Here is a 26,503-nt window from a genome sequence, read left to right as displayed (position 1 = left end):
AAAGAATCAATCAGATTCTAACAGAGAAGCGATTTTCTTTTATAGCGACTTTCTTATATTGACCTTTTTATATTCTCTTTTTATATCCCTCTTTTTATAAGGCGTTTATTTTAAATAGATATAGGGCTTACTTCCAGACCGGTAGTAATCTATGAAGGTTTTTTCTAGTCATTATCTTCTGATTCAGGAAACTGACGATATACCCTGTTATACAAGCAGCAATGAGTGATCCTTCGCGTACTCCCTGAATACCTTGAGTCAGCAGGAGCGAGAGAATCACGGCTAATGTAACTAAAGTAATATCGAAATAAACTTTGAACTTTCCAAATTCCTTGTTATAATGGCGGGATGCATATTTTACAAATGCTTCTGCGCTCATCATGGCTACTCTTGGTTTCAGCTCAAGCACTACTCCGATAGACTGCACCATGCATCTTTAACTTCTTTCTATTGATTCCCTTTCCATATATTGAAAAGGATATGCAAAGGTCCTGTTTTTTACTCTGAAATAGATTATCTAATTCCATACAGTTTTTGTCATATCCGAAACAAATCGTATTTTTACGTCATAAAATAAAGGTGTAAATGGTAAAATTTCGTATATTTGACAATACACAGTTGTTGAAGGAGCATCCTGAACTTCCTCATTATAAAGAGGAGGTAGTCTGTTTCCGGAGTGAATATAAAGACAGAAGCTATCCCGCGAATGAATGTTATTTCAATCGGGAGCTTTATATGATATTTGTTCTTGAAGGCCGTTCGGAAATTCTACTGAATGGAGAGTTTATTGCGTTCTGCAAGAATTTTATGCACTCGTTACCCGCAATTTCAGGGAAGAACATTTCGTGAGCTTTTATGCGGATAAGCTGGCTATTAGTGAACAATACCTGGCTCGTATTGTACGTCTTGGGACAGGTAAGACTATCAATAGCCTTATTAATGAATTGTTAGTAATGGAGGCGCGTACTTTATTGAGTTCTACTAAATTTACGGTTGGCGAGATTGCAGCTAAATTGGGGTTTAGTGATGCAGCCGGTTTTTGTAAGTTCTTCAAAAGAAATGCGGGACAGACTCCGTTGAACTATCGGAAAGGATTATTGATTTGAATGAAAATGGAAGAGGCTGTCTAAAAAGTCGGTTCTATCCTCATTCTCCTTCCCGAAGGAGGGGAGTTAGAGTTACTGACGACTTTTTAGAGCCTGTTTAAATTTTCCTGAGATTATGTTAGATAGGCTTTACCGACCAGTTTTTATTCGTCACATAGTCTCCGTCATGCTGCTGCTCACAACAACAGAAAATATACTCGAAAGCAACTCTCAAAACTGTGTCGGGCAAAACTCGGAGCAGGCTCTTAATAACCCACTTTTCATTCATTAATAGAAAAGTTCTCTTTCATTAATTGTAAACTTCTTATTATCAGTATGTAAACTTATTTTTCATTAACCGTAATCTATAAACGCAAGCTTTGTTTATAAAAACAAAGGCTTTGATTATAAAAACAAAGCTTGCAATTATATAATCAAAGCTTGCGTTTATAGTTTGCATCGAATGAAAAGAAAGTTTCCTTCCTGTCCGAAGGAACTTTATACTTAATGGGCGGAAAGTTTTCTATTAACAGCCAAGAGCGCAACTGTTAATACCCCTTCCGCCAACTACAGACGGACGCGACAAGAAGAGCCGGGGTAAGTTGAAATATCAGCTATAAGATTATGACTGAAGAGAATTTAAACAGGCTTTTAGACAGCTTCCTGAATATATAGTGAATGGTTTTGATTTTAACCGATCACTGTGGTGATATCTTCTACAATCTGTTCATCCGTCAGATGATTGGCACGGAGAAACTCCTGTATATCATATCGGTCAACAAATTCTTTTTTAGCTCCAAAGTTCAGAACTTTCATGTTTGTAGTACCATAATAACGGGCAATCTTTTCACCGAAACCACCATCCAATACACCGTCTTCCAATGTAATCACTAATTCGTGATCTGCTTTCAGTTCATTCATCAGTTCGTTGTCTACACCGGTGATGTAACGCGGATTGATGAGTGTTGCATCAATATTGGCTTTTTCTTTTAGAAGTGATGCAACCGACTGTCCCAATCCATAGAACGAACCTAAAGCAAGAATGGCTACTTTTGACCCACGATGCGCCACCTTATAGCGATTGAGAACACTGTAATCAGTTTCTACCGGTTCTCCACAAGTAATTGCATCCGTTGCCGGTACACGGATGGCAACCGGGTGTTCGTTTTGGTGGAGGCTCCATTCTAGCATAGCAAGATATTCCTCTTTGCAGGTCGGTGCCAGATAAACCATATTAGGAATATTACTGATAAGCGGAATATCGAAGAAGCAGAGGTGGGTTACATCATTCATTCCGGACAGTGTTCCCCAGAAGACCAACAAAACAGTCGGGTTATTATTGATACAGAGGTCTTGCGAAAGTTGATCGTATGAACGTTGGATAAATGTACTATACACTCCGTAAACAGGTTTTCCGCCATTAGCTGCGATGCCGGAAGCAAGTGCTACCGCGTGTTCTTCGGCAATACCGACATCTATAAACTGTTTGCCTGCTTCCTGGCGACGGTCGGGAGTAAATCCGAGAACGGCAGGAGTGCCCGAAGTGATTGTTACCACCCGCTTGTCTTCTTTCATCTTTTTCAGCAGATATTGGGCAGTCACTTCGCTATAATCTTCCGCATCCTCGGCAAACTTTGGTTTTCCGGTTTCTATATTGAAAGGAGTGAGCCAGTGAAAAGTTTCCTTATCTTGTTCTGCAGGTTCATACCCTTTCCCTTTCAGTGTATTAATATGTACTACTATCGGATGCTGAATATCTTTCACTTTAGAGAAAGCCTCAACCAATGCTTCCACATTGTTGCCGTCGTTTACGTACATATAATCCAATCCCATAGCCTTGAAAAAATTGCATTCGCACAGACCGTTGCTGTCGCGCAAATCTTTCAGGTTCTTATATAGTCCACCGTGATTCTCGGCAATAGACATTTGATTGTCGTTGACAATAATAATCATGTTTGTACCAAGCTCCGCTACATAGTCCAATCCTTCAAATGCTTCGCCGCCACTTAAGGAACCGTCGCCTATCACGGCTATGATATTCTCATTGCCACCGGTCAGGTCGCGTCCTTTCGCCAATCCGCTAGCCAGGCTGACGGAAGTGGATGTATGACCGATAACAAAGAAATCATGCTTACTTTCTTGTGGTTCGGAATAACCGGATACGTTGTCATACTCAGCTGGGTAGAGAAAAGCGTCTTTTCGTCCGGTCAGCATCTTATGCACATAACTTTGATGTGATACATCAAAAACAATCTTGTCTTCCGGTGAATTGAATACATAATGTAAAGCGATAGTAGCCTCCACCATTCCGAAATTAGGTCCGAAATGCCCGCCATGTTCGCTCAACTTTTGCAGGAGTGATGCACGGATTTCATTACTTAAATCATTGAGTTCTTTAAACGATAATTTCTTTATGTCTGCAGGAGAGTAAATATGGTCTAGATACATATTAATTTGTTTTTTTACGTTTATATCTGTTGTTTTTATCCATGTTGCAAAGATACTGCTGATTTTGGATTCGGTTTGTATATAGATTACAGATTATCCTACCTATATTACCGACCTTGGAAAATGTGACTGACGATAAACCTAAGAATAGTGGATAATCCGCTTTCAGCCGTTTTTCAATTTATGGCGTATTCTTTTGATTTAAAAAAATGAATATATGTTAATGTGAAATACCAATTGCGAACTAATTTTTTTTAGGATATGTTGTTTTCGTGTAGATGATAAACAAAACGTCACATTAAATTATATTCAATTATGAAAAAGTCTATTATTTTATTAGCTTGTGTGTTGGGCACATTTTCAGCGAAGGCCCAAACTGTTATTGAAAGTACTAAATTTACAGATAATTGGTCAGTGGGAATTAATGCCGGCGCAGTGACTCCGCTTACTCATAGTGCTTTCTTTAAAAGTATGCGTCCTGCTTTTGGAGTGGGATTCTCAAAACAGCTGACTCCTAATTTCGGTTTGGGATTCCAGGGAATGGGGTATGTGAATACAACCCAAAGTAAAACTGCTTTTGATGCTTCTGATGTTAGTGTATTAGGTAAGGTGAATCTGATGAATCTTTTCGGCACTTATCTCGGTTCTCCCCGTGTTTTTGAAATTGAAGCTGTAGCTGGTGTAGGGTGGCTGCGCTATTATGCAAGCGGTGACGGTGACGAAAATTCATGGTCTACCCGTTTCGGAATGAACTTTAATTTCAATATGGGCGAATCCAAAGCATGGACCATTGGTATCAGACCTGCTATTGTATATGATATGCAGGGCGATTATAATCGGGCAAAAAGCCGTTTCAATGCCAACAATGCTGCTTTCGAAATCACTGCAGGATTGACATATCATTTTGCAACAAGCAATGGAACCCATTACTTCAATAAAGTGAGAGCATACAATCAGGCTGAAATTGACGAGTTGAATTCTTCTATCAACGCGCTTCGCGGGCAAGTGGATACCAGAGATAGTGAGTTGAATAGTGCTAATCAAAGAATCAACGGACTGCAGCAGGAACTGAATGACTGTCGTACAAAAGTGGTTCCGGCAGAAACAGTGGTCAAGACAGCCCGTATTCCGGAATCAATCATTACTTTCAGACAAGGTAAGTCATCCGTTGATGCTTCGCAACTTCCGAATGTGGAACGTGTAGCTTCTTATATGAGTAAGCATCCGGAAACAAAAGTTGTAATAAAAGGATATGCTTCTCCGGAAGGTAGTGCCGAACTCAATGCCAGACTGGCTGCAGCACGTGCAGAGGCTGTCAAGACAATTTTGGTTAAGAGATACAGAGTAGCAGCAGACCGCGTTACTGCCGAAGGACAGGGAGTGGGCGATATGTTTACCGAACCGGATTGGAATCGTGTAAGTATCTGTACTATTGAAGAATAATAAGGAATGAGAGTTTTGTTTTAGATGAAATATATTATTAACTAAATGCCTTGATTATGAAAAAGTTTTTATTATTGATTTTAGTAGCAATGACTGCTTTCGGAGTGAATGCTCAAACTAGAAAAGGTGAGGGCTCTTTAATGGGAAGCCTTGGTTACCAGACTAATTACGAGAGATTCGGCTTGCAAGCACAGGGACGCTATGCGATTGCCAATAATCTTAGGATAGCTCCTGACCTCACATTCTTCTTTCCGAAAGACAAAGCAACGGGACTGGATGTGAATGTAAACTTCCATTATGTGTTCAATTTCAGTAAGGATGGACAAGGATTTTCCGTTTATCCTCTTGCGGGAATTGGTATGCAGAACAATTTCTATGGAAAGCAGAATGTCGAGGTGAATGGCGTGACCACCCGGGTGGATAGGAGTAACTCAACCAAATTTGCTTTTAATCTTGGAGGCGGTATTACTTTACCTTTGTCAGAACGTAGTTTTTTAAACGCAGAAGCGAAATTTATGTTTGCCGAGGATGACAATGTCGTTATCATGTTAGGTTATGGTTATAAATTCTGATTCTTAATTGTATGCCGGACGGCATTTATGCTATCCGGCATATTTTTCTGACGATGTCGCATTGAGAGAATGCGTGAATATATAAAACAACATGTTATAAATATAGATGTACATCTTAATCAACCTGAATTACTAACTTAAAAAAATCGATTATGTTTTATCATGTAAAAGATTTGCAATTCAATGCCCGTGTTTCCAGACCGGACCCGCGTTTCGCACGCATATTGCTGGAGGCATTCGGTGGTGCTAATGGAGAACTAACTTCAGCTATGCAATATTTTGTACAAGCTTTCAGTTGTCATAATCCGTTCCCGGACAAGTATGACATGCTTATGGATATTGCTACAGAAGAGTTGGCGCATCTCGAAATAGTGGGAGCTACTATTCAGATGCTTCTCGGACCGGTCAACGGTGAGATGAAGGATGCTGTAGAGACGATGGATATTCGTAAACTGATGGACGGTAAGTCTGCTAAGGAAGAACTTATTCAACAGGCGTTTACAAATCCGCAATGTGTGGTGGTAGCTCCCGGTAGCCCGATGTTGACAGACAGTAACGGAAATCCGTGGTGCGGAAGCTATGTATCTGCCAATGCGGAACTTACGGTAGATCTCCAGACTAATATGGCGAACGAATGTCGTGCCAAGATTGGTTATGAAAACCTTCTGAAGTTTACAGAGGATCCTTCGGTGAGAGAAACTCTTGTTTTCCTGATGACTCGTGAAGTTACGCACTTCCAGCAATTTGAAGCTGCTTTGAATACCATTCAGCCGAATTTCCCACCTGCAGTGTTGCAAACTTCGCCAAAGTATAGCAATCTTCATTTTAATCTGTCAAGAGGTGAAGAGTACCGTGGTCCGTGGAATAAAGGTGAGAGCTCACGATTGAAAGAAGAGTGGCAGTATATTGACGACCCGCTGGGAGAAGTGAGAAAGACAAACGGACTGGCGAACAGAAAACCGGAAGGAACGGAACGCACTGAAGAACAAGTTGCTCAAATGGACAAACAGTTGTCTGACGAACGCAGCAATGAAGTGCTTTCCGTCACTCCTGAAAAGGAACTGACGTGGTGTGATTATCAGAAATCAGAAAAAGGCAGCAAAAAATAAACGGCTGCATATAAATAATTTTATTTACTAACTTCTAATATTTTGTGTTATGAATAAGAAAACTGAAAAAAAACAGGAAGCAAAGAGTGCCAAAAAGGAAACTCAGGCTAAAGAAAGCAAATGTGCAACTTCCGGCAAAAAGTCGGATAAGAAGTAATGATTTAGATTATTAAATCAAGTTCAATTTTTATTTCCGGCGAAAGAAGCTGCTAGGAAAACTTTCGCCGGAAATCTTTGTTCTATATTGTAAACTAACTAATTTGAGAGAATATGAAAATGAAAAAAAAGATGTTTGCGGCTTTGGCATTAATATGTGTTGTATCATTGTCTTTTACCTCTTGCAGGGATAAAAGAACGCAGGATAAGGTTAACAACCGGATTGAGAACGCGAAGGAATCTGCCGATAGGGCACTTGATAAAGCTTCTGATAAAATGGAAGCGGGAGCGGATAGTGTGAAGGAAGCTTGGAAGGAAACTAAAGAGCAGGTCAAGGAAGGAGCTGATAAAGCAAAGAAAGAAATAAAGGAAGGCTATAATAATGTCAAAAAAGAAGTGAAAAAGACGCTTGATTAAACTTTGTTGAAATATGTTTCATACATCAGAAACATAGTATTTTCATTATTACCTTCAGAAAGGACAGGATAACCACTGTCCTTTCATTTATCGGATTCCAGTTTATTTAATTCCGATTTGTATTGCTTCAGATATCGGCAATCTCCATCACATATTTTTTTGGTCAACGTTCCGAAGGAGGAGCGTGTCATGCATCTGTTGCCAAACAGATGGTGGCAACGTAATCTGTAAGCTTCGATAGCCAGGGTTCTTTCTGCCATACGTCCTTGGGTGTATGCGTCCGAGCACATCTTATGTATGTTCTCATACTCGGCTTGGTCTGTAATAAATAAATTATCGCAATTTTTCATATTTCGGTATTTTTAATGTTTTACATTTAGTAAAACATATTGCGGGATAAAGAAGTTTGGATGGAGCTTTTAATCATTCTTAATATTGTTCGTGATGTTGCTAAAATATGATAAATACAAAATATGTGTTAAAATATTGGGTTGAATTGAAACTAAATGATACTAAAAGTCGTTTTTAAATAAAATGGAAATCTTATTATAACTGGAGAAAATAGTAAACCCTTTTTTGAAATTTATATATAAACCTAAATTCTTTAATTATGAGTGTAATTTGGTACATTGTCATTGGAATTGTTTCCGGTTTCTTAGCCGGAAAGATTATGAGAGGAGGAGGTTTCGGCCTTTGGATTAATTTAGTTGTAGGTATTATCGGTGGCCTTTTAGGCGGCTGGGTATTCGGTTTATTAGGTATCGCTGCCGGCGGTATTTTAGGTAGTCTTATAACTTCGGTTGTGGGTGCTGTATTGCTATTATGGATTTTGTCCTTATTTAGAAAACACCCCAGAAGCGAAGAGCTCTGATTTATTAACTTTTAAAACTTAAACTTCATTATGGAAAGTGGAAAATCTAATTTTCTTATCGGACTGGGAGTAGGTTCGGTAATTGGTGCGTTGGCTTATCGTTTTTGGCGTTCTCCCAAAGGAAAGCGTGTGAAAGAGAAAGTAAATCATGCATTTCAGAAAGTAACCGGAGACGGTGTTAATTTGATTGATACGGTAAATGACAAGGTATTGGATGCTGGAACAAAAGTGGCTGATAAGGTAGCTGAAGGAACCTTTTATGTTGCCGAAAAAGCGGATGATGTGAGAGATAAAGTCCATGCTATGGCGGATAAGGCTAAGAAATAGTTAGGGGTTTGTTGTTCTGCAATGGGAGGATAGTGTAAGTGAAAGCTATTCTCCCCTTTTACTATTTATTGGTGGGAGAACAGTTATGATGATAACTAAGAGTATTCTGAATAATTAACCATTAAAACAAATTGATTATGAAAACTAATAATTTCAATTTATGGCTTCGGCTGACAGTAGGCTCAGCTATTGGTGCAATTATATATCATTTTTCGTCAGGTAGGAAGACTGAGAAATTAAGAAAAATGGTACGTATGAGAAACCGGATAAAAGAAAGTGAGAATAAGGGCGAGATATATACACTCTCGGCAAATGCCAGAAGATAAGCTGCTTGTTTGTTTGCCTGTCACCAGTTTCAGATAGATAATAATTGCTACTGAAACTGGTGCTTGAAGTTAATTGACAGGTTTGTTCTCTTCACGTATTTCAATGACTTTGGTTGCCACGGCATATTCGTCCGGAAAAATTTTCCCACCTAACTCGTTCGCCCATGCTTTCGTAAATTCCGCTCCTGTATATATGATAATGGCTGAATAATAAATCCATGTAATGAAAATAGCTATGAACGCCGCCGCTCCATATACGGTTTCAATATTGGCAAATCCGATATAAAAGGATATTCCCCATTGTCCGATTAATAATAAAACGGTAGTGACAAGCGCTCCTATAAATACATCTTTGCTTTTAATTTTCGCATCCGGCAATATTTTGAAGATAAGAGTGAAGATGACAGTGGTTACACCTATATTAATAATCATTCCTATTGTCTTCACTAAAGATTCTGCTATATCCGGATGATTGGTAATGAATTTGTTGCTTAATTCCGTGATGAGGTTGCTAATGGTAAAAGTGATTAGCAGAATGAAAGCAAAAACTATGATAACAGAGAAAGATAGCAATCGGTTTTGGATGTATTTGAGCCAACTTTTCTTAGGAACGGCTTTTATTCCCCAAATGGTGTTCAGTGAACTTTGTATTTCCGCGAAAACAGTCGTTGCGCCGAATATCATGACGCCTACGCTGATGATAGTGGCGAATGAAAAGGATTCGGTAGTCTCTGCATTTTCCATAATTGCTTGAAGCGCATCAATCACTTTAGAGCCGACGATGGGTTCCAGTTGGGCATATAGCTGATGGGTGAAATCTACATTGAGTAATACTCCGATAGTAACGAGGAGTGAGAGCAGGGGGATGATTGAGAACAGGGTTGCGTAAGCCAGTGACGCACTCAATCTCATGACGTTGTCATCCATAAATCCTTGGAAAGTATCTTTTATTATTTTAATAGATACCGACAACTTTTTCTTGCTTTGAGTTAAGATTTTCATAGGGCATTTTCTTTTTTCTAACGAACGTAATAATTTGTTTGTTCGGGTATTATCCGGAAAAAATGTCAATAGGAGGATATTCCTGATTGTTTTTATGTTAAAAGTAAAATTTCAAGAAACCAACAGATGCTTTTGTTGGTTATATATTGAAATGTGATATTTAAATGATTGCTTAATTAAATTATATTGTTATGGTTGGATTTGTAATTTGGGTAGTCGGCTTCGTGTTGACTATTAAGGCAGCTTTGGAAATAGGGCGTCTTTATGCACCTTGGGAAAAGAAGTTGTTGGCTATTGTGCTGATTCTTCTTACCAGTTGGATAGGACTGTTTTTCTATTATTTCTATGCAAGAACCCGTATGGCAGGTTGGTTAAGTGAATAATTGTTAATCGTCTGCCGGGTGTGTGAACTAATTTTTTATACGATATGTTGTTTAGTGTGAATAACGAACTTAATTATGAACTAAAAAGTTAGGCATGGAACACATAAAAACATTTCTAATGATTTAGCATGCAAAACATCACAGTTTAAAAAACATTTGATTATGAAAAAATCTATTATTTTATCAGCTTTTGTATTGGGCGCATTTACTGCAAATGCCCAATCGGTAGTAGAAGGTACAAAGTTTGCAGACAATTGGTCTGTGGGAGTAAATGCAGGAGCAATCACTCCTCTCACTCACAGCGCTTTCTTTAAGAGTATGCGTCCCGCTTTCGGAGTTGGATTCTCAAAACAATTAACTCCTATCTTCGGTTTGGGATTCCAAGGAATGGGATATATCAATACCACCCAGAGTAAAACGGCTTTTGATGCTTCGGATGTCAGTATACTGGGTAAAGTTAACTTGATGAATCTATTTGCAAGTTACACTGGCGAGCCTCGTGTGTTTGAAATGGAAGCTATGGTCGGAATGGGTTGGTTGCATAACTATGTGAATGGTGATGGTGACCGGAATTCCTGGTCTACTCGTTTGGGATTGAATTTCAATTTCAATTTGGGTGAAAGTAAAGCATGGACCTTGGGAATCAAACCTGCCATTGTATATGATATGCAAGGCACTTACCCCGAAACCAAGAGTCGTTTCAATGCCAATAACGCAGGTTTTGAGGTGACAGCCGGATTGACGTATCACTTTAAGACAAGTAACGGAACCCATCATTTTGCCAAAGTCAAAGTGTACGACCAAATGGAAATTGACGGTTTGAATTCTTCCATCAATGCGCTTCGTTCAGAGGTGAACAATAAAGAGGGCGAAATCAGTAGTGCAAACCAACGTATCAACGGATTACAGGAAGAACTTGAAGTTTGTCGTACCAAGGTTGTTCCGGTAGAGACGGTAGTTAAAAACACTCGTGTACCCGAATCTATCGTTACTTTCCGACAAGGCAAATCATCGGTTGACGCATCACAGTTGCCGAATGTGGAACGTGTGGCTTCATATATGAAGAAATATCCTGAATCAAAAGTAGTTATTAAAGGATACGCTTCTCCGGAAGGTAGTGTGGAGGTCAACGCGAGAATCGCTGCTGCACGTGCAGAGGCTGTAAAAACTATCCTTGTTAATAAATACAAGATTAATGCATCGCGCATCACTGCTGAAGGTCAGGGCGTAGGTGACATGTTTACCGAACCGGATTGGAATCGTGTAAGTATATGTACGATTGAGGAGTAAAACAGAACTATTACATAAATAGAAAAATAATAAAGGCTGTCTTTTTAGGCAGCTTTTGTCTGTGTATATAGGTTATAGATGGACAGTTGATTTTTTGAATACTCTGAAAGATTAATAAACCAATTTCTTTGTACATTATATAAAATAGCTATTTTTGCAGGCATCGTTCATGCGTTGTTGCGCTTTGAATGGGATAATATCAACCATAAAATAAAGTATTATGAAAAGAGTTTTCGTATTTCAAGACTTTAAATCGCAGAAGTTCTGGAGTGTAGATGTACAGGGAACAGACGTTGTCGTTAATTACGGTAAGTTGGGAACAGAGGGGCAGACCCAAGTGAAAAACTACCCGACTGTTGAAGAAGCCGAAAAGGCTGCCAACAAACTGATTGCAGAGAAGACAAAGAAAGGCTATGTGGAAACTGCTGAAGAAACAGCACGTGAAATGAAAGTGGAATCTAAGAAATATACATTGAGCTATGATGAGTATGAAAACGATGTGAAGCTTTTGGATAAGATATTGAAAGACAAGCATCTCTCTGAATATAAGCAAATCACTGTCGGCTGCTGGGACTACGAAGGTGAAGACTGCTCTGCCTTATTGGAAGGAATGCTTGAACATAAAGATAAGTTTGCCCACCTCGAAGGCTTGTTCTGGGGAGATATAGACTGGGAGGAGCAGGAAATCTCCTGGATTGAACAGACAGATCTCAGTCCCCTGCTCAATGCTCTGCCTAAGTTGAAAGACTTGAAGATAAAAGGAACGAATAATCTTCGCTTGGGACAGACTTCACGTCCGGAGTTGCGCTCGCTGGAGATTATCAGCGGCGGCCTTCCTACGGAAGTGGTGGAAGACATCCTAAAATCCGATTTCCCGAATCTGGAAAAGCTGGTTCTGTATGCCGGTGTGGAAGACTACGGCTTTGAAGGCGATATCGAAATCTTCCGTCCGCTTTTCTCCAAAGCACGTTTTCCGAAACTGACCTATCTGGGTATTGTGAATGCCGAAGAACAGGACGAGGTTGTAAAGATGTTCTTAGAATCGGATATTCTCCCTCAACTTGAAACCATGGATATTTCGGCAGGTGTCCTCAAAGATGAAGGTGCCCGACTCCTGCTGGACAATGTGGATAAGATTGCCCATTTGAAGTTCATCAATATGCGTTATAACTATTTGAGCCGGGAGATGAAGAAGAAATTGCAGGAACTCCCCATGAAGATAGACATTGCCGAAACGGAAGAGGCCGAAGAATACAGCGGTGGAATTTGGTATAGTCCGATGATTACGGAGTAGGAAAGTATGGAAATCATCGTTGTCGGCAACTCTTTGTCCAAGCGTATCGAATACTTTGCCGAAGCAGGCAGGAAGTTACAGACAGAAGTCCGTTTTCAGACTTACGAAGAGTTGTTCAGTCGCCTGCCGTCATTGTGTCAGGCGGTTGTGAAACTGGAACCGTGGGTGAGCAGCGAAACGGATTTTCTGAAATATGCTCGGCTGAATGAAGCATACAAAGCCGTATTGCAACGGCTGGATGAGACAGTCTTGCCCGATGGTGTGCACTTCCTGAATCCGCCCCATGCATTGTTGCAGGCACTTGATAAAAAGGAAACCAAGCAGGTTTTATCGGCAAAGGCCCTGAATGTAACTCCCATATTGGGTACGCCACGCTCCTGCGACGAACTGCTGCAAGCACTTGCCGACTGCGGCAGAGGATGTTTCTTGAAACCCCGTTACGGTTCGGGAGCGGGCGGTATTATGGCAATCCGCTACCGGCCGCATCAACGGAGATGGGTGGCTTATACCACCTTGCAGGAAGCGGACGGTATCATCCGTAATACCAAACGTATTCACCGTCTGACAAAGGAGAAAGAAATTCTCCTCCTGGCGGAAGCCGTCATGCATACCGGAGCTGTGCTGGAAGGGTGGATACCTAAGGAGCAGTGGCAGGGAGAAAATTACGACCTTCGGGTGGTATGCGGAGAAGAGGAGGTTTATTATGTGGTAGTGAGATGCAGCAAGGGGAGTATTACCAACCTGCATCTAAACAATAACCCACGTCGGTGGGAAGAACTTGCCTTGCCGGAAGAGGTGCGGCAGCGGATTTACCTCTTATGCAGAAAAGCCGTCCACGCAATGGGTTTGCAGTATGCCGGAGTGGATGTACTGATAGAAAGAGGTACGGATATACCTTATATTATTGAAGTCAACGGCCAGGGCGACCACATTTACCAGGATATGTATGCCGACAATTCGATTTACACCCGACAGATAGAAACGATAAAAGATAAATATGACCATGCAGATAGATGAACTGCCGGCGGGAGAGCAGAACCGATATCCCGATATGGATATGAACCGCGTGGTGGGAACCCATGATATACTTATGCTTTGCTTCGATACGCTGCGCTACGATGTGAGTAAGGCGGAAGAAGCCGCCGGAGGAACACCGGTGCTGAATAGTCACGGCGGCTTATGGGAGAAAAGGCACGCGCCGGGAAACTTTACTTACCCCTCTCATTTTGCCATTTTCGCAGGCTTTCTTCCTTCACCGGCAGAACCTCATTCCTTGCGTAGCCGTAAATGGCTGTTTTTCCCTGTGCAGGCAGGGACGGGGCGTATTCCGCCCGAAGGCAGCTATCCGTTTACGGAAGCTACTTTCGTGCAGAGCCTTGCCAATAAGGGATATGAGACAATCTGCATAGGCGGCGTGAATTTCTTTAGCAAACGCAATGAACTGGGACGTGTGTTTCCCGGTTATTTTACGAAAAGCTACTGGCTGCCGACCTTTGGCTGTACGGCTCCCGACAGTGCGGAGAAGCAGATTGATTTTGCCTTGAAGAAACTAGAGAATTACCCTTCGGACAAACGTATATTCATGTATATCAACTTTTCCGCTATTCATTACCCGAACTGTCACTATGTGAAAGGTAAAACGAAAGACGATAAAGAATCGCACGCAGCGGCATTGCGGTATGTCGACAGCCAGTTGCCCCGCTTGTTTCAGGCTTTTCGGCGACGTTCCGACACGCTGGTCATCGCCCTTTCCGACCACGGCACCTGCTACGGCGAAGACGGCTACGAGTATCACTGCATATCCCACGAGACCGTCTACACGGTTCCTTACAAACATTTTATACTGACGAAACAATGAATCGACCGCTATTCCGATATGTAGACTACATGTATAGTTATCCGCATAAAACAGCCTACCGTCCTTTTCCAGCTCCGGTTTCGCTGCTTCCATATTTGGAGCAACTGGAAGGCAGAAAGGCGTCACTCTACTTTCATATCCCTTTTTGCAGCCATAAATGTGGATACTGCAACTTATTCTCCCTGCAAACGAACCGTACAGAATATATTGCCGCTTATCTGGACACCCTTCACAGGCAGGCACAGCAACTTTCACCGCTCACTGCCGGACTGACGTTCGATAGCTTTGCCATTGGCGGCGGTACTCCGTTGCTACTGACTGTTCCGCAACTGGAACGATTAATGGCTGCCGCCGCTTTGTTCGGTGTGCATCCGTCTCATGCCTTTACTTCTGTAGAGACTTCACCGGAATACGCAGACCCTTTGCGGCTCAATGTCTTGAAACAGGCGGGAGTAGCCCGCGTAAGTATCGGCATACAGAGTTTTCAAGATGAAGAACTGAAAGCTATCAAAAGGCGCCCCCGGCAAAACACTATTTATCAAGCGTTGGAAGGTATTCGTCAAATGGATTTTCCCTATTTCAATATCGATTTGATTTATGGCATTAAGGGACAGACGGTAGAAAGTTTCCTCTATTCACTGGAAGAAGCGCTCCGGTTCCAGCCTAACGAACTCTTTATCTATCCGCTATATGTGCGTCAAGGTACAGGTATTACCGAACGGGAACCGGATGATGTCTGTTTCCGAATGTATCGCGCTGCCTGCGAGTTGTTGCAGGCGAAAGGCTTTCTGCAAACATCCATGCGGCGTTTCATTCATCATCCGTCCACTGACGCGGAAGTCTCATGTGGCGACGAAGTGATGCTTTCGTGCGGGTCGGGCGGACGCAGTTATTTGGGTGATTTACACTATGCCACCCGATATACCGTCTGTCAGCAATGCATTGCCCGCGAGATAGACGAATATATGGCAACCACTGACTTCACCGTAGCCCGGAACGGATTTATCCTTTCCGCAAAGGAACAACAGCAGCGTTTTATCATCAAGAATCTGATGTATTATACGGGGATTGACAAGGCTGAATATACCCGGCGTTTTGGAGAGCCGCTTGACAGGACTCCGTTGTTTCGCGAACTGGCAGAACAGCACTGGATAGAGGAAACTTCCGACCGTATCCGGCTGACTCCCGAAGGACTTGGTTATTCCGATTATATCGGTCAGTTATTTATCCCACAGAGAATCAGGCGACTAATGGATACTTATTCTTACTGAGTGAAAATTGGGTGATATTTGAATGATATTTGAATGAAATGACAATGGCAAACGAAGGCTCTTTACTTTCTATCCGACGTATATACTATCGGGGTAAATTGAATAGTTGTAACTACACTTGTTCTTATTGTCCTTTTGGCAAGAAGTCTCATCCTGCATCTACAACAATGCAGGACAAGCAGGCATGGAGTCGTTTTATTGCCGCTATTGAGCAATGGGCAGGAGAGGCTTTGCAACTATTTGTCATTCCTTATGGTGAAGCACTCATACATCGCTATTATAGGGAAGGAATAATACGGCTTGCGTCATTGCCACATGTGACCGGAATTTCCTGTCAGACTAATCTTTCTTTTTCTGCCGACGAATGGCTGGACGAACTCCGCGCAACTCCGGCATTGAGGGGTAAGATAAAGATTTGGGCCAGCTTTCATCCGGAAATGACTTCGGTAGAAAACTTTGTCCGGCAACTTCATACGCTTTATCATGCAGGAATACAGGTCTGTGCCGGAGCAGTAGGCAATCCGATGGCAAAAAGTGTACTTAGCGATTTGCGAAATGCTCTTTTGCCGGATATTTATTTGTTTATTAATGCTATGCAGGGGTTGAAGTCTCCGTTGAGCATAGAAGATATTCGTTTCTTTACGCAACTGGATAACCTTTTTGAGTATGATTTAAAAAACGCTTCGGCCCAATGGGATATCTGTTTGGGAGGGAGAAGCAGTTGTTTCATTGACTGGAAAGGAGATATCTTTGCCTGTCCCCGAAGTCGGGTGAAAATAGGCAATCTTTATCAGAGTCGGAAGTTGGATATCTCGCTTCCTTGTCAGAGGAAAGTTTGTGATTGTTACATTGCTTTCAGTAATCAGACTAATCATCCTTTGCATCGGATAATGGGAGAGGGGGCATTTTGGCGGATACCGGATAAACCCTTGATTACTTCCGTGTTTTTTGACGTGGACGGAACTCTTACCGATGCACAAGGAAGGGTTTCGGAAAGTTATGCCCATGCCTTGCGGTACATAGCGCAATTTGTTCCTTTGTATCTGGCTACTTCTTTATCTATGGAACAGGCACGGAGAAAATTAGGTAAGACTCTTTTCAGTTTGTTCAAAGGTGGGGCATTTGCCGACGGCGGATTATTGTTGTACGACGGGCAGAGCCGATGTTTACCGGTTGAATCACTACCGGACGTAAACGAAAAATCGGCAAAGATAACGGCGCATAGCTATGAAGGCCAAGTCTATAAGTATAGCCTGCTGGTTTATGAGAAAGGACAGAGGGAGAACATTCTTTCCCTGTTGAAAGAGAAACCTTATCAGGTGTTTTATAAAACACCCCTTATCACAGTTGTACATAAAGAAGCCGGCAAAAAGAGAGGAGTGCTCCATATATGTAAAGTTTTAGCTTTCCCTTTGGAGCAAGTCTTGATTGTCGGCAACTCGCAGAAAGATTGGGAAATGATGTCGGCAGTACCCCATTCTTGTGCGGTGATGAACGCCGAACCGTTTTTGAAAGACCGTGCCCGCTACACGCTGAATCCCGACCGCCTGCCTGCTTTCTTCCGCTTCCGGAAGTTGTAGGGCGACTGAAATAAAGCGTTACATTGATAACTGATTCTATCGTTATCTTGCAATAACTGGCACGGAGCTGCTGCCGACAGTTGGTTTGCTCATCTGGCTTTTGAAGTATCCGGCGAAAACACTTCCAATGAATGGCTTGAACCGGTTACGGATGATGAGTATGACAAACTCGGACAGTCGAAATGATGATAATCAGGTAACTGCATGGAAAGGGGCAGCATGGAAAGGGGCAGCCTGAAAGCCCTGTGGGTATGTTAAATTTGTCAGGGTGCTGCAACATCCGTACCCAAGATTTTCCATTCGGCGGTTCACTCCGGACGCTTAATCTTGGTTAACGAACTGGTAAAAAAACAAAAAACAAGCTCCCTCCGGAGCCTTTCCGAAGATTCTGATTTTTTGTCTTTTCCTTGCTTTCCCGCTGTTTTTTCGTCACTTCTCCGTATCACCTTCGTATCACCTTCGTATCACCTTCGTTCCCTCTTCGTTCTAAAATTGAATAAATATTTACTTAATATCCGTGAAGAAACGAAAATGAATGCTTCATAAAGCGAGGATGAAGCGGAATTTAATGCGCTATTGTTAAATGATGTAAAACAACGGGTGGCTTGTTGCACTTTTCAAAATGCGGACAAACTCTTTTCTATTGCGTTTGCATCCGTTAACAGAACGGGGCATCTGTCGGAAAACTTTCTCCCGTCGGTGATTGTTGACTGCATTGAAGCATAATTACAGCGTGGTTGACGCAAAGATAATACACTTGCAAAACTTGAATTAACATAATATACCCACAAAGTTTTCAGACAGACCCGATTGCTTTTTACGTTGGATAAAACTTTGAAGGGGGATAATAAAAAAGGAGAATGAAAAAATCATTCTCCTTTGCGGTGCGTACGGGACTCGAACCCGTGACCCCATGCGTGACAGGCATGTATTCTAACCAACTGAACTAACGCACCAAATTTTATTCTGCTTTTATTCAGACTAACTCCTTTTATTTCTTTCCGCCTCTCTATTAAAGAAGCGGTGCGTACGGGACTCGAACCCGTGACCCCATGCGTGACAGGCATGTATTCTAACCAACTGAACTAACGCACCAGAATTTCATTTTGTTAATCTGCATCTCTCTCTCGATTGCGGGTGCAAAGGTAGTTGTTTTTTGTAAATCTGCAAGCGTTTTAGGAAAAGTTTTTTTCAAGAAAAAACGAGAAAAATGCTTAGTGTCTCATTTTGAGTACTTTTGTAATGAAAAAAAATATTGTTTTTTCTTCTCTTCGGATAGTGACGCTATCCTATTGTGATGGCGTCACTATGACAACCGGATAGCGTCACTATGACAATCGGATGGCGTCATTATCCTGAAGGCAATAGCATCACTATCCCGAAGGCAATAGCATCATTATCCCGAAGTTTGTCATTCTATTCATAGAAAATAGCTCCCGAATTCTTTCTATCTGTAAGAAATCTCTGTTTTTATATCAACTTTCTGCTTGAATAATTCGCGATTTTGCAATAAATCGTTATTTTTGCAAACTAAAATTAGAAAGGTGGAAAACAATTCTGCCTGGAATCGTAAATTAGCAAAAAGAATGATGACAACAGCCAAACTGTTATTGCACTGTCCCGACAAACCGGGAATCCTTGCGGAAGTGACAGACTTTATTACGGTAAACAAAGGAAATATTATCTATTTGGACCAATATGTAGACCATGTAGAAAACATATTCTTCATGCGTATTGAATGGGAATTGAAAGACTTTTTAGTTCCTCAGGAAAAGATTGAAGATTATTTCAGAACACTTTACGCTCAAAAATACGAAATGGATTTCCGCCTTTATTTCTCGGATGTGAAACCGCGTATGGCTATTTTCGTTTCCAAGCTGTCACACTGCCTTTTCGATATGCTGGCACGCTATACGGCAGGTGAGTGGAATGTAGAGATACCTCTTATTATAAGCAATCACCCCGATTTGCAGCATGTGGCCGAACGTTTCGGCATTCCTTTCTATCTGTTCCCCATCACGAAGGAGACGAAAGAAGAACAGGAACGCAAGGAAATGGAACTGCTTGCCAAGCATAAGATTACATTTATCGTATTGGCACGCTATATGCAAGTGATTTCCGAACAGATGATAAACGCTTATCCGAATAAGATAATCAATATTCACCACTCTTTCCTTCCTGCGTTCGTAGGTGCGAAGCCTTACCATGCCGCTTTCCAAAGAGGGGTGAAGATTATCGGTGCAACCAGCCATTATGTAACGACCGAACTGGACGCAGGTCCGATTATCGAACAAGACGTGGTGCGTATCACTCATAAAGACTCTATCGAAGACCTTGTAAATAAAGGAAAGGATTTGGAGAAGATTGTCCTCTCGCGTGCCGTACAGAAGCATATCGAACGTAAAGTTTTGGCTTATAAAAATAAAACAGTAATATTTAGCTGATGAAAGTAGCAGTTGTAAAATACAATGCCGGCAATATTCGTTCCGTGGATTATGCTTTGAAGCGGTTGGGCGTGGAAGCGGTGATTACTGCCGATAAGGAAAAACTCCAGTCGGCAGATAAAGTTATTTTCCCCGGAGTGGGAGAGGCGGAGACTACCATGAAACACCTGAAAGCGACAGGGCTGGACGAATTGATAAAGAATCTCCGTCAGCCTGTATTGGGAATTTGTCTCGGCATGCAGTTGATGTGCCGGCATTCCGAAGAAGGAGCGGTTGATTGTTTGAATATCTTTGATGTGGACGTGAAACGTTTTGTTCCGCAGAAGCACGAGGATAAAGTTCCGCACATGGGATGGAATACCATTGGGAGCACGAACAGCAAACTCTTTGAAGGATTCACCGAAGAAGAGTTCGTCTATTTCGTACATAGCTTTTATGTGCCTGCCTGTGACTTTACTGCTGCTACAACTGATTATATTCACCCCTTTAGTGCCGCCTTGCATAAAGACAATTTTTATGCTACCCAGTTTCATCCGGAGAAAAGCGGTAAGACGGGAGAGAAGATTCTGATGAACTTTTTGAATCTATAAATATAAACTATGTCGCCGTTTATAATAAACAATATCGCTGTTTATGATAAACAATGTCGCTGTTTATAATAAACTCCATCATCGTTTATAATAAACTCGTTCATCGGTTATAATAAACTTTTAGCAAATAAATAATAGATGATAGAAATTATTCCAGCCATTGATATTATTGACGGAAAGTGCGTACGCCTTTCCCAGGGAGATTACGACAGTAAGAAAGTATATAACGAAAATCCGGTGGAAGTTGCCAAGGAGTTTGAAGCGAACGGTGTTCGCAGGCTTCACGTGGTAGACTTGGACGGGGCCGCTTCTCATCATATAGTCAATTATCGGGTGTTGGAACGGATTGCTATCCGTACTTCCTTGGTAATAGATTTTGGTGGTGGAGTAAAGAGTGATGAAGACTTGAGAATTGCTTTCGAAAGCGGTGCACAAATGGTGACGGGTGGCAGCATTGCCGTGAAAGACCCCGAACTGTTCTGTCATTGGCTTGACGTGTACGGAAGCGAGAAAATTATATTGGGAGCAGACGTAAAAGAACATAAGATAGCCGTCAATGGTTGGAAGGACGAAAGTGCCTGTGAACTTTTTCCATTTCTTGAAAATTATATGGAGAAAGGTATACGAAAAGTAATCTGCACAGACATCAGTTGTGACGGGATGCTGAGTGGACCTTCCATTGATTTATATAAGGAGATGCTGGAGAAATTTCCCGACCTCTATCTGATGGCCAGTGGCGGAGTAAGTAATGTCGATGACATTATTGCCTTGAACGAAGCCGGAGTGTCCGGAGTAATTTTCGGCAAGGCATTGTACGAAGGACATATCACCCTAAAAGATTTGAGAATCTTTTTATAATTAGCGTACCGGAATAAAATGGCTGTTTGTATTATAAATGGTTGCTTTCTTATTATAAGTTATAAGAGGAGATAAATAATTAAACTTTAGGGATATAGATAAATAATCAAACTTCAGGGATATAGATTATAAATTGTTGAACAATAAATAAAATAGGATTGTGTTAGCAAAAAGAATAGTACCTTGTCTGGATATAAAAGACGGGCAAACCGTGAAAGGAACGAATTTTGTCAATTTGCGCCAAGCCGGTGATCCGGTAGAGTTGGGGCGGGCTTACAGTGAACAAGGAGCCGATGAACTTGTTTTCCTGGATATCACTGCAAGTCATGAAGGACGCAAGACTTTCACGGAATTGGTAAAACGGATTGCTGCTAATATCAATATCCCGTTTACCGTAGGTGGCGGCATCAACGAACTAAGCGATGTAGACCGTCTGCTCAATGCTGGAGCTGACAAGATTTCTATCAACTCTTCCGCAATCCGCAATCCGCAACTGATTGACGAAATTGCAAAGAATTTCGGTTCGCAGGTTTGTGTGTTGGCGGTAGATGCCAAACAAACCGAAAATGGTTGGAAATGTTACTTGAATGGAGGACGTATTGAAACGGATAAAGACCTGTTCGAATGGACAAAAGAAGCCCAGGAGCGTGGAGCGGGAGAAATTCTCTTCACAAGCATGAATCACGATGGTGTAAAGGCGGGTTATGCAAATGATGCACTTGCTGTTTTGGCGGATCAGCTTTCCATTCCTATCATAGCTTCGGGCGGGGCGGGCTGCAAAGAGCACTTCCGTGATGTGTTTTTACAAGGAAAAGCAGATGCCGCCTTGGCTGCCAGTGTTTTTCACTTCGGAGAAATTAAAATTACCGAATTAAAATTGTATCTTTGCGGCGAAGGAATTACCGTCAGGTAATTACTGCGCAGCAAAAATTATCCTTCAGGCTGTGGCGAAGGAATTACCATCAGGGGGTGAGGCACCCCGGCCAGGTTTCCATGCGGATGAATAATCTATTTAGATAAATAGAATAAGATATCTGCAAAAAACTTCATAGGCGAATAGCTCATAATTGTAATTTGAAATAGTAATTGGAACTTATATAAAAATGGAATTGGATTTCGATAAAATGAACGGACTCGTTCCGGCTATCATACAGGACAACGAGACACGTAAAGTCCTGATGCTGGGCTTCATGAATAAAGAAGCTTATGATAAAACGGTAGAAACCGGAAAAGTTACTTTCTTCAGCCGCACCAAGAATCGTCTTTGGACAAAAGGCGAAGAAAGCGGTAACTTCCTTCACGTAGTTTCTATCAAAGCCGATTGTGACAATGATACACTACTGATACAGGCGAATCCGGTAGGTCCCGTATGCCATACAGGTACAGATACTTGCTGGGGTGAGAAAAACGAAGAACCGGTTATGTTCTTGAAAGCATTGCAAGATTTCATTGACAAACGTCATGAAGAAATGCCCGAAGGTTCTTATACTACCAGTCTGTTTCAGTCGGGAATCAATAAGATGGCTCAAAAAGTAGGTGAAGAAGCCGTAGAAACAGTCATCGAAGCAACCAACGGAACAGACGACCGCCTGATTTACGAAGGAGCTGACCTCATTTACCACCTGATTGTATTGCTTACTTCAAAAGGCTATCGTCTCGAAGATCTTGCACGTGAATTGCAGGAAAGACACAGCAGTACATGGAAGAAACATTGAACAATTAATATTTAAAAATTAAAAAATGAAACAAGAGTCGGTATGGATGACGAGGCGTTGATTCAATATAAGAACGTAGAAATCCATCAACAGGAACTCTGTGTGCTAAGCGATGTAAATCTGGAATTGCACAAAGGAGAGTTCGTCTATCTGATCGGAAAAGTAGGCTCGGGAAAAACGAGTCTGCTCAAGACCTTGTATGGCGAACTGGACATAATCGACGGTGAAGCGGAAGTGTTAGGTTATGACATGCGTTCTATCAAACGTAAGCATATTCCGCAATTGCGCCGGAAATTAGGCATTGTCTTTCAGGATTTTCAGTTGCTTACAGACCGGACTGTATATAATAATCTGGAATTTGTACTTCGTGCCACAGGCTGGAAAAACAAACAGGAAATCCAAGACCGCATTGAAGAGGTGCTTCAGCTGGTGGGAATGTCCAACAAGGGTTATAAGCTCCCGAACGAGCTTTCCGGTGGTGAGCAACAACGCATTGTGATTGCACGTGCCGTACTCAATTCTCCCGCCATCATCCTTGCGGATGAACCGACGGGAAACTTAGATGTGGAAACCGGAAAGTCCATTGTTGAATTGTTGCACAATATCTGTGGTTCCGGTTCGTCCGTAATGATGACGACACACAATCTGCAATTGCTGAAAGAGTATCCGGGCAGGGTATACCGTTGTGCCGACCATCAGATTGTAGATGTGACAGCCGAATATATGCCCCGGCAGAGAACAATAGAAATAGATTTAAATATAGATAACTAAAACAGTAACGAAAATGAAAGTTTTAAAGTTTGGAGGAACTTCCGTAGGTTCTGCTCAGCGCATGAAGGAAGTAGCCAAATTGATTACCGATGGTGAACAGAAGATTGTTGTCCTTTCAGCCATGTCAGGCACGACAAACACATTGGTGGAAATTTCGGACTATCTGTATAAGAAGAATCCGGAGGGTGCCAACGAGATTATCAATAAGCTGGAAGCAAAATATAAACAGCACATTGATGAGCTTTTCGCCACTCAGGAATATAAACAGAAAGGTCTTGAAGTTGTCAAATCCCACTTCGACTACATCCGCTCCTATACGAAAGACCTTTTTACTTTGTTTGAAGAGAAAGTGGTTTTGGCACAGGGAGAGCTTATTTCTACGGCCATGGTGAACTTCTATCTGCAGGAATGTGGTGTGAAGTCTGTGTTGCTTCCGGCTTTGGAATTCATGCGTACTGACAAGAACGCAGAACCGGATCCTGTATATATTAAGGATAAATTGCGCGCACAGCTTGATCTTTATCCGGATGTAGAAATCTACATTACGCAAGGTTTCATCTGCCGCAACGCTTACGGCGAGATAGACAACCTGCAACGTGGTGGTAGCGACTACACCGCATCCCTGATTGGTGCTGCTGTACACGCTTCCGAAATCCAGATATGGACAGACATCGATGGTATGCATAACAACGACCCGCGTGTTGTCGACAAGACATCCCCGGTTCGTCAGCTTCATTTTGAAGAAGCGGCCGAGTTGGCTTACTTCGGTGCAAAAATCCTGCATCCCACCTGTATCCAGCCTGCCAAATATGCCAATATCCCTGTACGTCTGTTGAACACCATGGACCCGGAAGCTCCCGGTACGCTGATTTCCAACGACACGGAAAAAGGTAAAATCAAGGCAGTAGCAGCGAAGGAAAACATTACGGCTATCAAAATCAAATCCAGCCGTATGTTACTTGCCCACGGTTTCTTGCGCAAGGTATTCGAGATCTTCGAAAGCTATCAGACGTCTATCGACATGATCTGTACTTCAGAGGTAGGCGTATCTGTAACAATCGATAACACGAAGCATCTGAACGAGATTCTGGACGATCTGAAAAAATACGGAACAGTAACCGTTGACAAAGAGATGTGTATTATTTGTGTTGTAGGTGATTTGGAATGGGAAAACGTTGGCTTTGAAGCCAAGGCACTTGATGCGATGCGTGATGTTCCGGTACGAATGATTTCTTTTGGTGGAAGTAATTACAATATTTCTTTCCTCATCCGTGAGTGTGACAAGAAGAGGGCATTGCAATCGCTGAGCGATATGCTTTTCAACAACAAATAATTCCACAAATAATGTGAGCGCTTTTACTGAACTGATAAAAGCGCTCTTTTTAACTAACTAAACAAGTTTTCCGAACTATGAAAGGAATATTTCCAATTGATAAATTCCGCACTTTGCAGACCCCTTTCTATTATTACGATACCAAAGTGCTGCGTGATACATTGTCGGCTATTAACCATGAGGTTGCCAAATATCCTAATTATTCAGTGCATTATGCTGTTAAAGCCAATGCCAACCCGAAGGTACTTACCATTATCCGTGAGGGCGGAATGGGAGTCGACTGTGTGAGTGGTGGAGAAATCCGCGCTGCTATTCGTGCCGGATTCCCTGCCGGCAAAATTGTTTTTGCCGGAGTAGGCAAGGCTGATTGGGAAATCAATCTCGGATTGGAATATGGTATCTTCTGTTTCAATGTCGAGTCTATCCCCGAACTGGAAGTAATCAATGAATTAGCTGCCGCCCAAAATAAAGTTGCCAATGTGGCTTTCCGTATCAATCCTGATGTCGGTGCACATACTCATGCCAATATTACTACCGGACTGGCAGAAAATAAATTCGGTATCAGCATGCAGGATATGGATAAGGTGATCGATGTGGCTCAGGAAATGAAGAATGTCAAATTCATAGGACTGCACTTCCACATAGGTTCGCAGATTCTTGATATGGGTGACTTTGTAGCTCTCTGTAATCGTGTCAACGAATTGCAGGATAAACTTGAAGCCCGTCATATTTTAGTAGAACATATCAATGTAGGCGGCGGACTCGGTATTGATTACGGGCATCCCAACCGTCAGGCTATCCCGAATTTCAAAGATTACTTTGCTACTTATGCCGGACAATTGAAACTGCGTCCTTACCAAACTTTACATTTTGAATTAGGACGTGCGGTAGTCGGTCAGTGCGGTACGTTGATTTCTAAAGTTTTGTATGTGAAGCAAGGCGCAAAGAAGAAGTTTGCTATCCTTGATGCCGGTATGACCGACTTAATCCGTCCGGCATTATATCAGGCTTATCATAAAATGGAAAATATTACCTCTGAAGAACCGATAGAGGCTTATGACGTAGTAGGGCCTATCTGCGAATCGTCCGATGTTTTCGGCAAGGCAATTGACCTGAACAAAGTGAAGCGCGGCGACTTGATAGCCCTTCGTTCGGCAGGCGCATACGGTGAAATAATGGCTTCTGGATACAATTGTCGTGAACTGCCGAAAGGATATATTTCCGACGAATTGGTGTAAGTGGACAATGAACCATTACAATCAAAATGTGAATGTAGTTTAAAAATGCAGGGTACATGCAACAATCTTAACTGAAAGCGTATTATTTTTGTAATGAGTTCAAAAAGAAACTACATTAACAA

At 41.9% G+C, this 26,503-nt stretch carries 24 protein-coding genes, 2 tRNA genes and 3 pseudogenes; 23 read left to right on the top strand and 6 right to left on the bottom strand.

What is annotated here, in order from left to right:
* Positions 1-127: 127 nt before the first annotated feature.
* Positions 128-433 (bottom strand): annotated as a pseudogene (locus A4V03_RS11510) (hypothetical protein); the annotation flags it as partial.
* A 152-nt stretch (positions 434-585) separates the two neighbouring features.
* Between A4V03_RS11510 and A4V03_RS11505 the strand changes: the two are divergent.
* Positions 586-1,106: pseudogene (locus A4V03_RS11505) on the top strand (helix-turn-helix domain-containing protein).
* 669 nt (positions 1,107-1,775) lie between these two features.
* On the opposite strand, the gene A4V03_RS11500 reads toward A4V03_RS11505, so the two are convergent.
* The gene (locus A4V03_RS11500; RefSeq protein WP_065538985.1) at positions 1,776-3,533 is read right to left on the bottom strand and encodes a 1-deoxy-D-xylulose-5-phosphate synthase; all 1,758 of its coding nucleotides are present in this window, start codon (positions 3,531-3,533) and stop codon (positions 1,776-1,778) included.
* A gap of 315 nt (positions 3,534-3,848) precedes the next feature.
* Between A4V03_RS11500 and A4V03_RS11495 the strand changes: the two genes are divergently transcribed.
* The 4 genes from A4V03_RS11495 (at position 3,849) to A4V03_RS11480 (ending at position 7,230) form a co-directional block, all read left to right on the top strand.
* Complete coding sequence (locus A4V03_RS11495; protein WP_065538984.1) at positions 3,849-4,976, top strand: OmpA family protein; 1,128 nt, start codon at positions 3,849-3,851, stop codon at positions 4,974-4,976.
* Between the two features lie 56 nt (positions 4,977-5,032).
* Positions 5,033-5,548, top strand: a complete 516-nt coding sequence (locus A4V03_RS11490) for an outer membrane beta-barrel protein (RefSeq protein WP_065540396.1) — start codon at positions 5,033-5,035, stop codon at positions 5,546-5,548.
* Positions 5,549-5,700: 152 nt separating this feature from the next.
* Positions 5,701-6,657 (top strand): manganese catalase family protein, encoded by a 957-nt coding sequence (locus A4V03_RS11485; protein WP_065538983.1) that lies wholly within the window; start codon positions 5,701-5,703, stop codon positions 6,655-6,657.
* Positions 6,658-6,933: 276 nt separating this feature from the next.
* On the top strand, positions 6,934-7,230 hold the full coding sequence (locus A4V03_RS11480; RefSeq protein ID WP_024987147.1) for a hypothetical protein: 297 nt from the start codon (positions 6,934-6,936) through the stop codon (positions 7,228-7,230).
* 83 nt (positions 7,231-7,313) lie between these two features.
* Here A4V03_RS11480 and A4V03_RS11475 read toward each other — a convergent pair whose 3' ends face one another.
* Complete coding sequence (locus tag A4V03_RS11475; protein ID WP_024987148.1) at positions 7,314-7,580, bottom strand: hypothetical protein; 267 nt, start codon at positions 7,578-7,580, stop codon at positions 7,314-7,316.
* A 260-nt stretch (positions 7,581-7,840) separates the two neighbouring features.
* Between A4V03_RS11475 and A4V03_RS11470 the strand changes: the two genes are divergently transcribed.
* Complete coding sequence (locus tag A4V03_RS11470; RefSeq protein WP_024987149.1) at positions 7,841-8,101, top strand: GlsB/YeaQ/YmgE family stress response membrane protein; 261 nt, start codon at positions 7,841-7,843, stop codon at positions 8,099-8,101.
* Between the two features lie 30 nt (positions 8,102-8,131).
* Positions 8,132-8,428 (top strand): YtxH domain-containing protein, encoded by a 297-nt coding sequence (locus tag A4V03_RS11465; RefSeq protein ID WP_065538982.1) that lies wholly within the window; start codon positions 8,132-8,134, stop codon positions 8,426-8,428.
* A 395-nt stretch (positions 8,429-8,823) separates the two neighbouring features.
* On the opposite strand, the gene A4V03_RS11455 is transcribed toward A4V03_RS11465, so the two are convergent.
* Positions 8,824-9,756 (bottom strand): YihY/virulence factor BrkB family protein, encoded by a 933-nt coding sequence (locus A4V03_RS11455; protein WP_065538981.1) that lies wholly within the window; start codon positions 9,754-9,756, stop codon positions 8,824-8,826.
* A 191-nt stretch (positions 9,757-9,947) separates the two neighbouring features.
* Here A4V03_RS11455 and A4V03_RS11450 point away from each other — a divergent pair, with 191 nt between their 5' ends.
* The 8 genes and pseudogenes from A4V03_RS11450 to A4V03_RS21330 form a co-directional block, all read left to right on the top strand.
* Positions 9,948-10,139, top strand: a complete 192-nt coding sequence (locus tag A4V03_RS11450; protein ID WP_065538980.1) for a hypothetical protein — start codon at positions 9,948-9,950, stop codon at positions 10,137-10,139.
* Positions 10,140-10,301: 162 nt separating this feature from the next.
* The gene (locus A4V03_RS11445; protein ID WP_065538979.1) at positions 10,302-11,429 is read left to right on the top strand and encodes an OmpA family protein; all 1,128 of its coding nucleotides are present in this window, start codon (positions 10,302-10,304) and stop codon (positions 11,427-11,429) included.
* A 220-nt stretch (positions 11,430-11,649) separates the two neighbouring features.
* Positions 11,650-12,723, top strand: coding sequence for an STM4015 family protein (locus A4V03_RS11440; protein WP_065538978.1), 1,074 nt, complete (start codon positions 11,650-11,652; stop codon positions 12,721-12,723).
* A 6-nt stretch (positions 12,724-12,729) separates the two neighbouring features.
* Positions 12,730-13,740 (top strand): STM4014 family protein, encoded by a 1,011-nt coding sequence (locus A4V03_RS11435; protein WP_065538977.1) that lies wholly within the window; start codon positions 12,730-12,732, stop codon positions 13,738-13,740.
* On the top strand, positions 13,727-14,581 hold the full coding sequence (locus A4V03_RS11430; protein WP_024987156.1) for an STM4013/SEN3800 family hydrolase: 855 nt from the start codon (positions 13,727-13,729) through the stop codon (positions 14,579-14,581). Before A4V03_RS11435 ends, A4V03_RS11430 begins: the two co-directional genes overlap by 14 nt.
* Entirely contained in the window at positions 14,578-15,852 is a 1,275-nt protein-coding gene (locus A4V03_RS11425) for an STM4012 family radical SAM protein (protein ID WP_065538976.1), read from the top strand. Before A4V03_RS11430 ends, A4V03_RS11425 begins: the two co-directional genes overlap by 4 nt.
* 44 nt (positions 15,853-15,896) lie before the next feature.
* The gene (locus A4V03_RS11420) at positions 15,897-17,432 is read left to right on the top strand and encodes an STM4011 family radical SAM protein (RefSeq protein WP_084081144.1); all 1,536 of its coding nucleotides are present in this window, start codon (positions 15,897-15,899) and stop codon (positions 17,430-17,432) included.
* 54 nt (positions 17,433-17,486) lie between these two features.
* A pseudogene (locus A4V03_RS21330) lies at positions 17,487-17,618 on the top strand (carboxymuconolactone decarboxylase family protein); the annotation flags it as partial.
* Positions 17,619-18,314: 696 nt separating this feature from the next.
* Here the strand turns inward: A4V03_RS21330 and A4V03_RS11415 are convergent.
* Positions 18,315-18,388 (bottom strand) — tRNA-Asp (locus A4V03_RS11415).
* Between the two features lie 65 nt (positions 18,389-18,453).
* A tRNA-Asp gene (locus A4V03_RS11410) sits at positions 18,454-18,527 on the bottom strand.
* A 491-nt stretch (positions 18,528-19,018) separates the two neighbouring features.
* Between A4V03_RS11410 and purU the strand changes: the two genes are divergently transcribed.
* From purU to lysA, 8 genes are all read left to right on the top strand, one after another.
* Positions 19,019-19,876: a formyltetrahydrofolate deformylase gene (gene purU, locus A4V03_RS11405; protein WP_024987160.1), complete on the top strand. Its 858-nt coding sequence runs from the start codon at positions 19,019-19,021 to the stop codon at positions 19,874-19,876.
* Positions 19,876-20,466, top strand: coding sequence for an imidazole glycerol phosphate synthase subunit HisH (hisH, locus tag A4V03_RS11400; protein ID WP_065538974.1), 591 nt, complete (start codon positions 19,876-19,878; stop codon positions 20,464-20,466). Before purU ends, hisH begins: the two co-directional genes overlap by 1 nt.
* A gap of 138 nt (positions 20,467-20,604) precedes the next feature.
* The gene (gene hisA / locus A4V03_RS11395; protein ID WP_065538973.1) at positions 20,605-21,324 is read left to right on the top strand and encodes a 1-(5-phosphoribosyl)-5-[(5-phosphoribosylamino)methylideneamino]imidazole-4-carboxamide isomerase; all 720 of its coding nucleotides are present in this window, start codon (positions 20,605-20,607) and stop codon (positions 21,322-21,324) included.
* Positions 21,325-21,484: 160 nt separating this feature from the next.
* Positions 21,485-22,237, top strand: coding sequence for an imidazole glycerol phosphate synthase subunit HisF (hisF, locus tag A4V03_RS11390; RefSeq protein ID WP_065538972.1), 753 nt, complete (start codon positions 21,485-21,487; stop codon positions 22,235-22,237).
* Positions 22,238-22,427: 190 nt separating this feature from the next.
* Positions 22,428-23,039, top strand: coding sequence for a bifunctional phosphoribosyl-AMP cyclohydrolase/phosphoribosyl-ATP diphosphatase HisIE (hisIE, locus tag A4V03_RS11385; protein WP_065538971.1), 612 nt, complete (start codon positions 22,428-22,430; stop codon positions 23,037-23,039).
* A 42-nt stretch (positions 23,040-23,081) separates the two neighbouring features.
* Entirely contained in the window at positions 23,082-23,810 is a 729-nt protein-coding gene (locus A4V03_RS11380; protein WP_024987164.1) for a cell division ATP-binding protein FtsE, read from the top strand.
* 13 nt (positions 23,811-23,823) lie between these two features.
* The gene (locus A4V03_RS11375; RefSeq protein WP_065538970.1) at positions 23,824-25,143 is read left to right on the top strand and encodes an aspartate kinase; all 1,320 of its coding nucleotides are present in this window, start codon (positions 23,824-23,826) and stop codon (positions 25,141-25,143) included.
* A 77-nt stretch (positions 25,144-25,220) separates the two neighbouring features.
* Complete coding sequence (lysA, locus tag A4V03_RS11370; protein ID WP_065538969.1) at positions 25,221-26,381, top strand: diaminopimelate decarboxylase; 1,161 nt, start codon at positions 25,221-25,223, stop codon at positions 26,379-26,381.
* Positions 26,382-26,503 lie beyond the last annotated feature (122 nt).

Origin of the sequence: Bacteroides caecimuris, from assembly GCF_001688725.2 — a bacterium.
Lineage (GTDB): Bacteria > Bacteroidota > Bacteroidia > Bacteroidales > Bacteroidaceae > Bacteroides > Bacteroides caecimuris.
The sequence above is the reverse complement of the archived record's forward strand: the minus strand, read 5'-3'. Positions and strand labels throughout refer to the sequence as shown.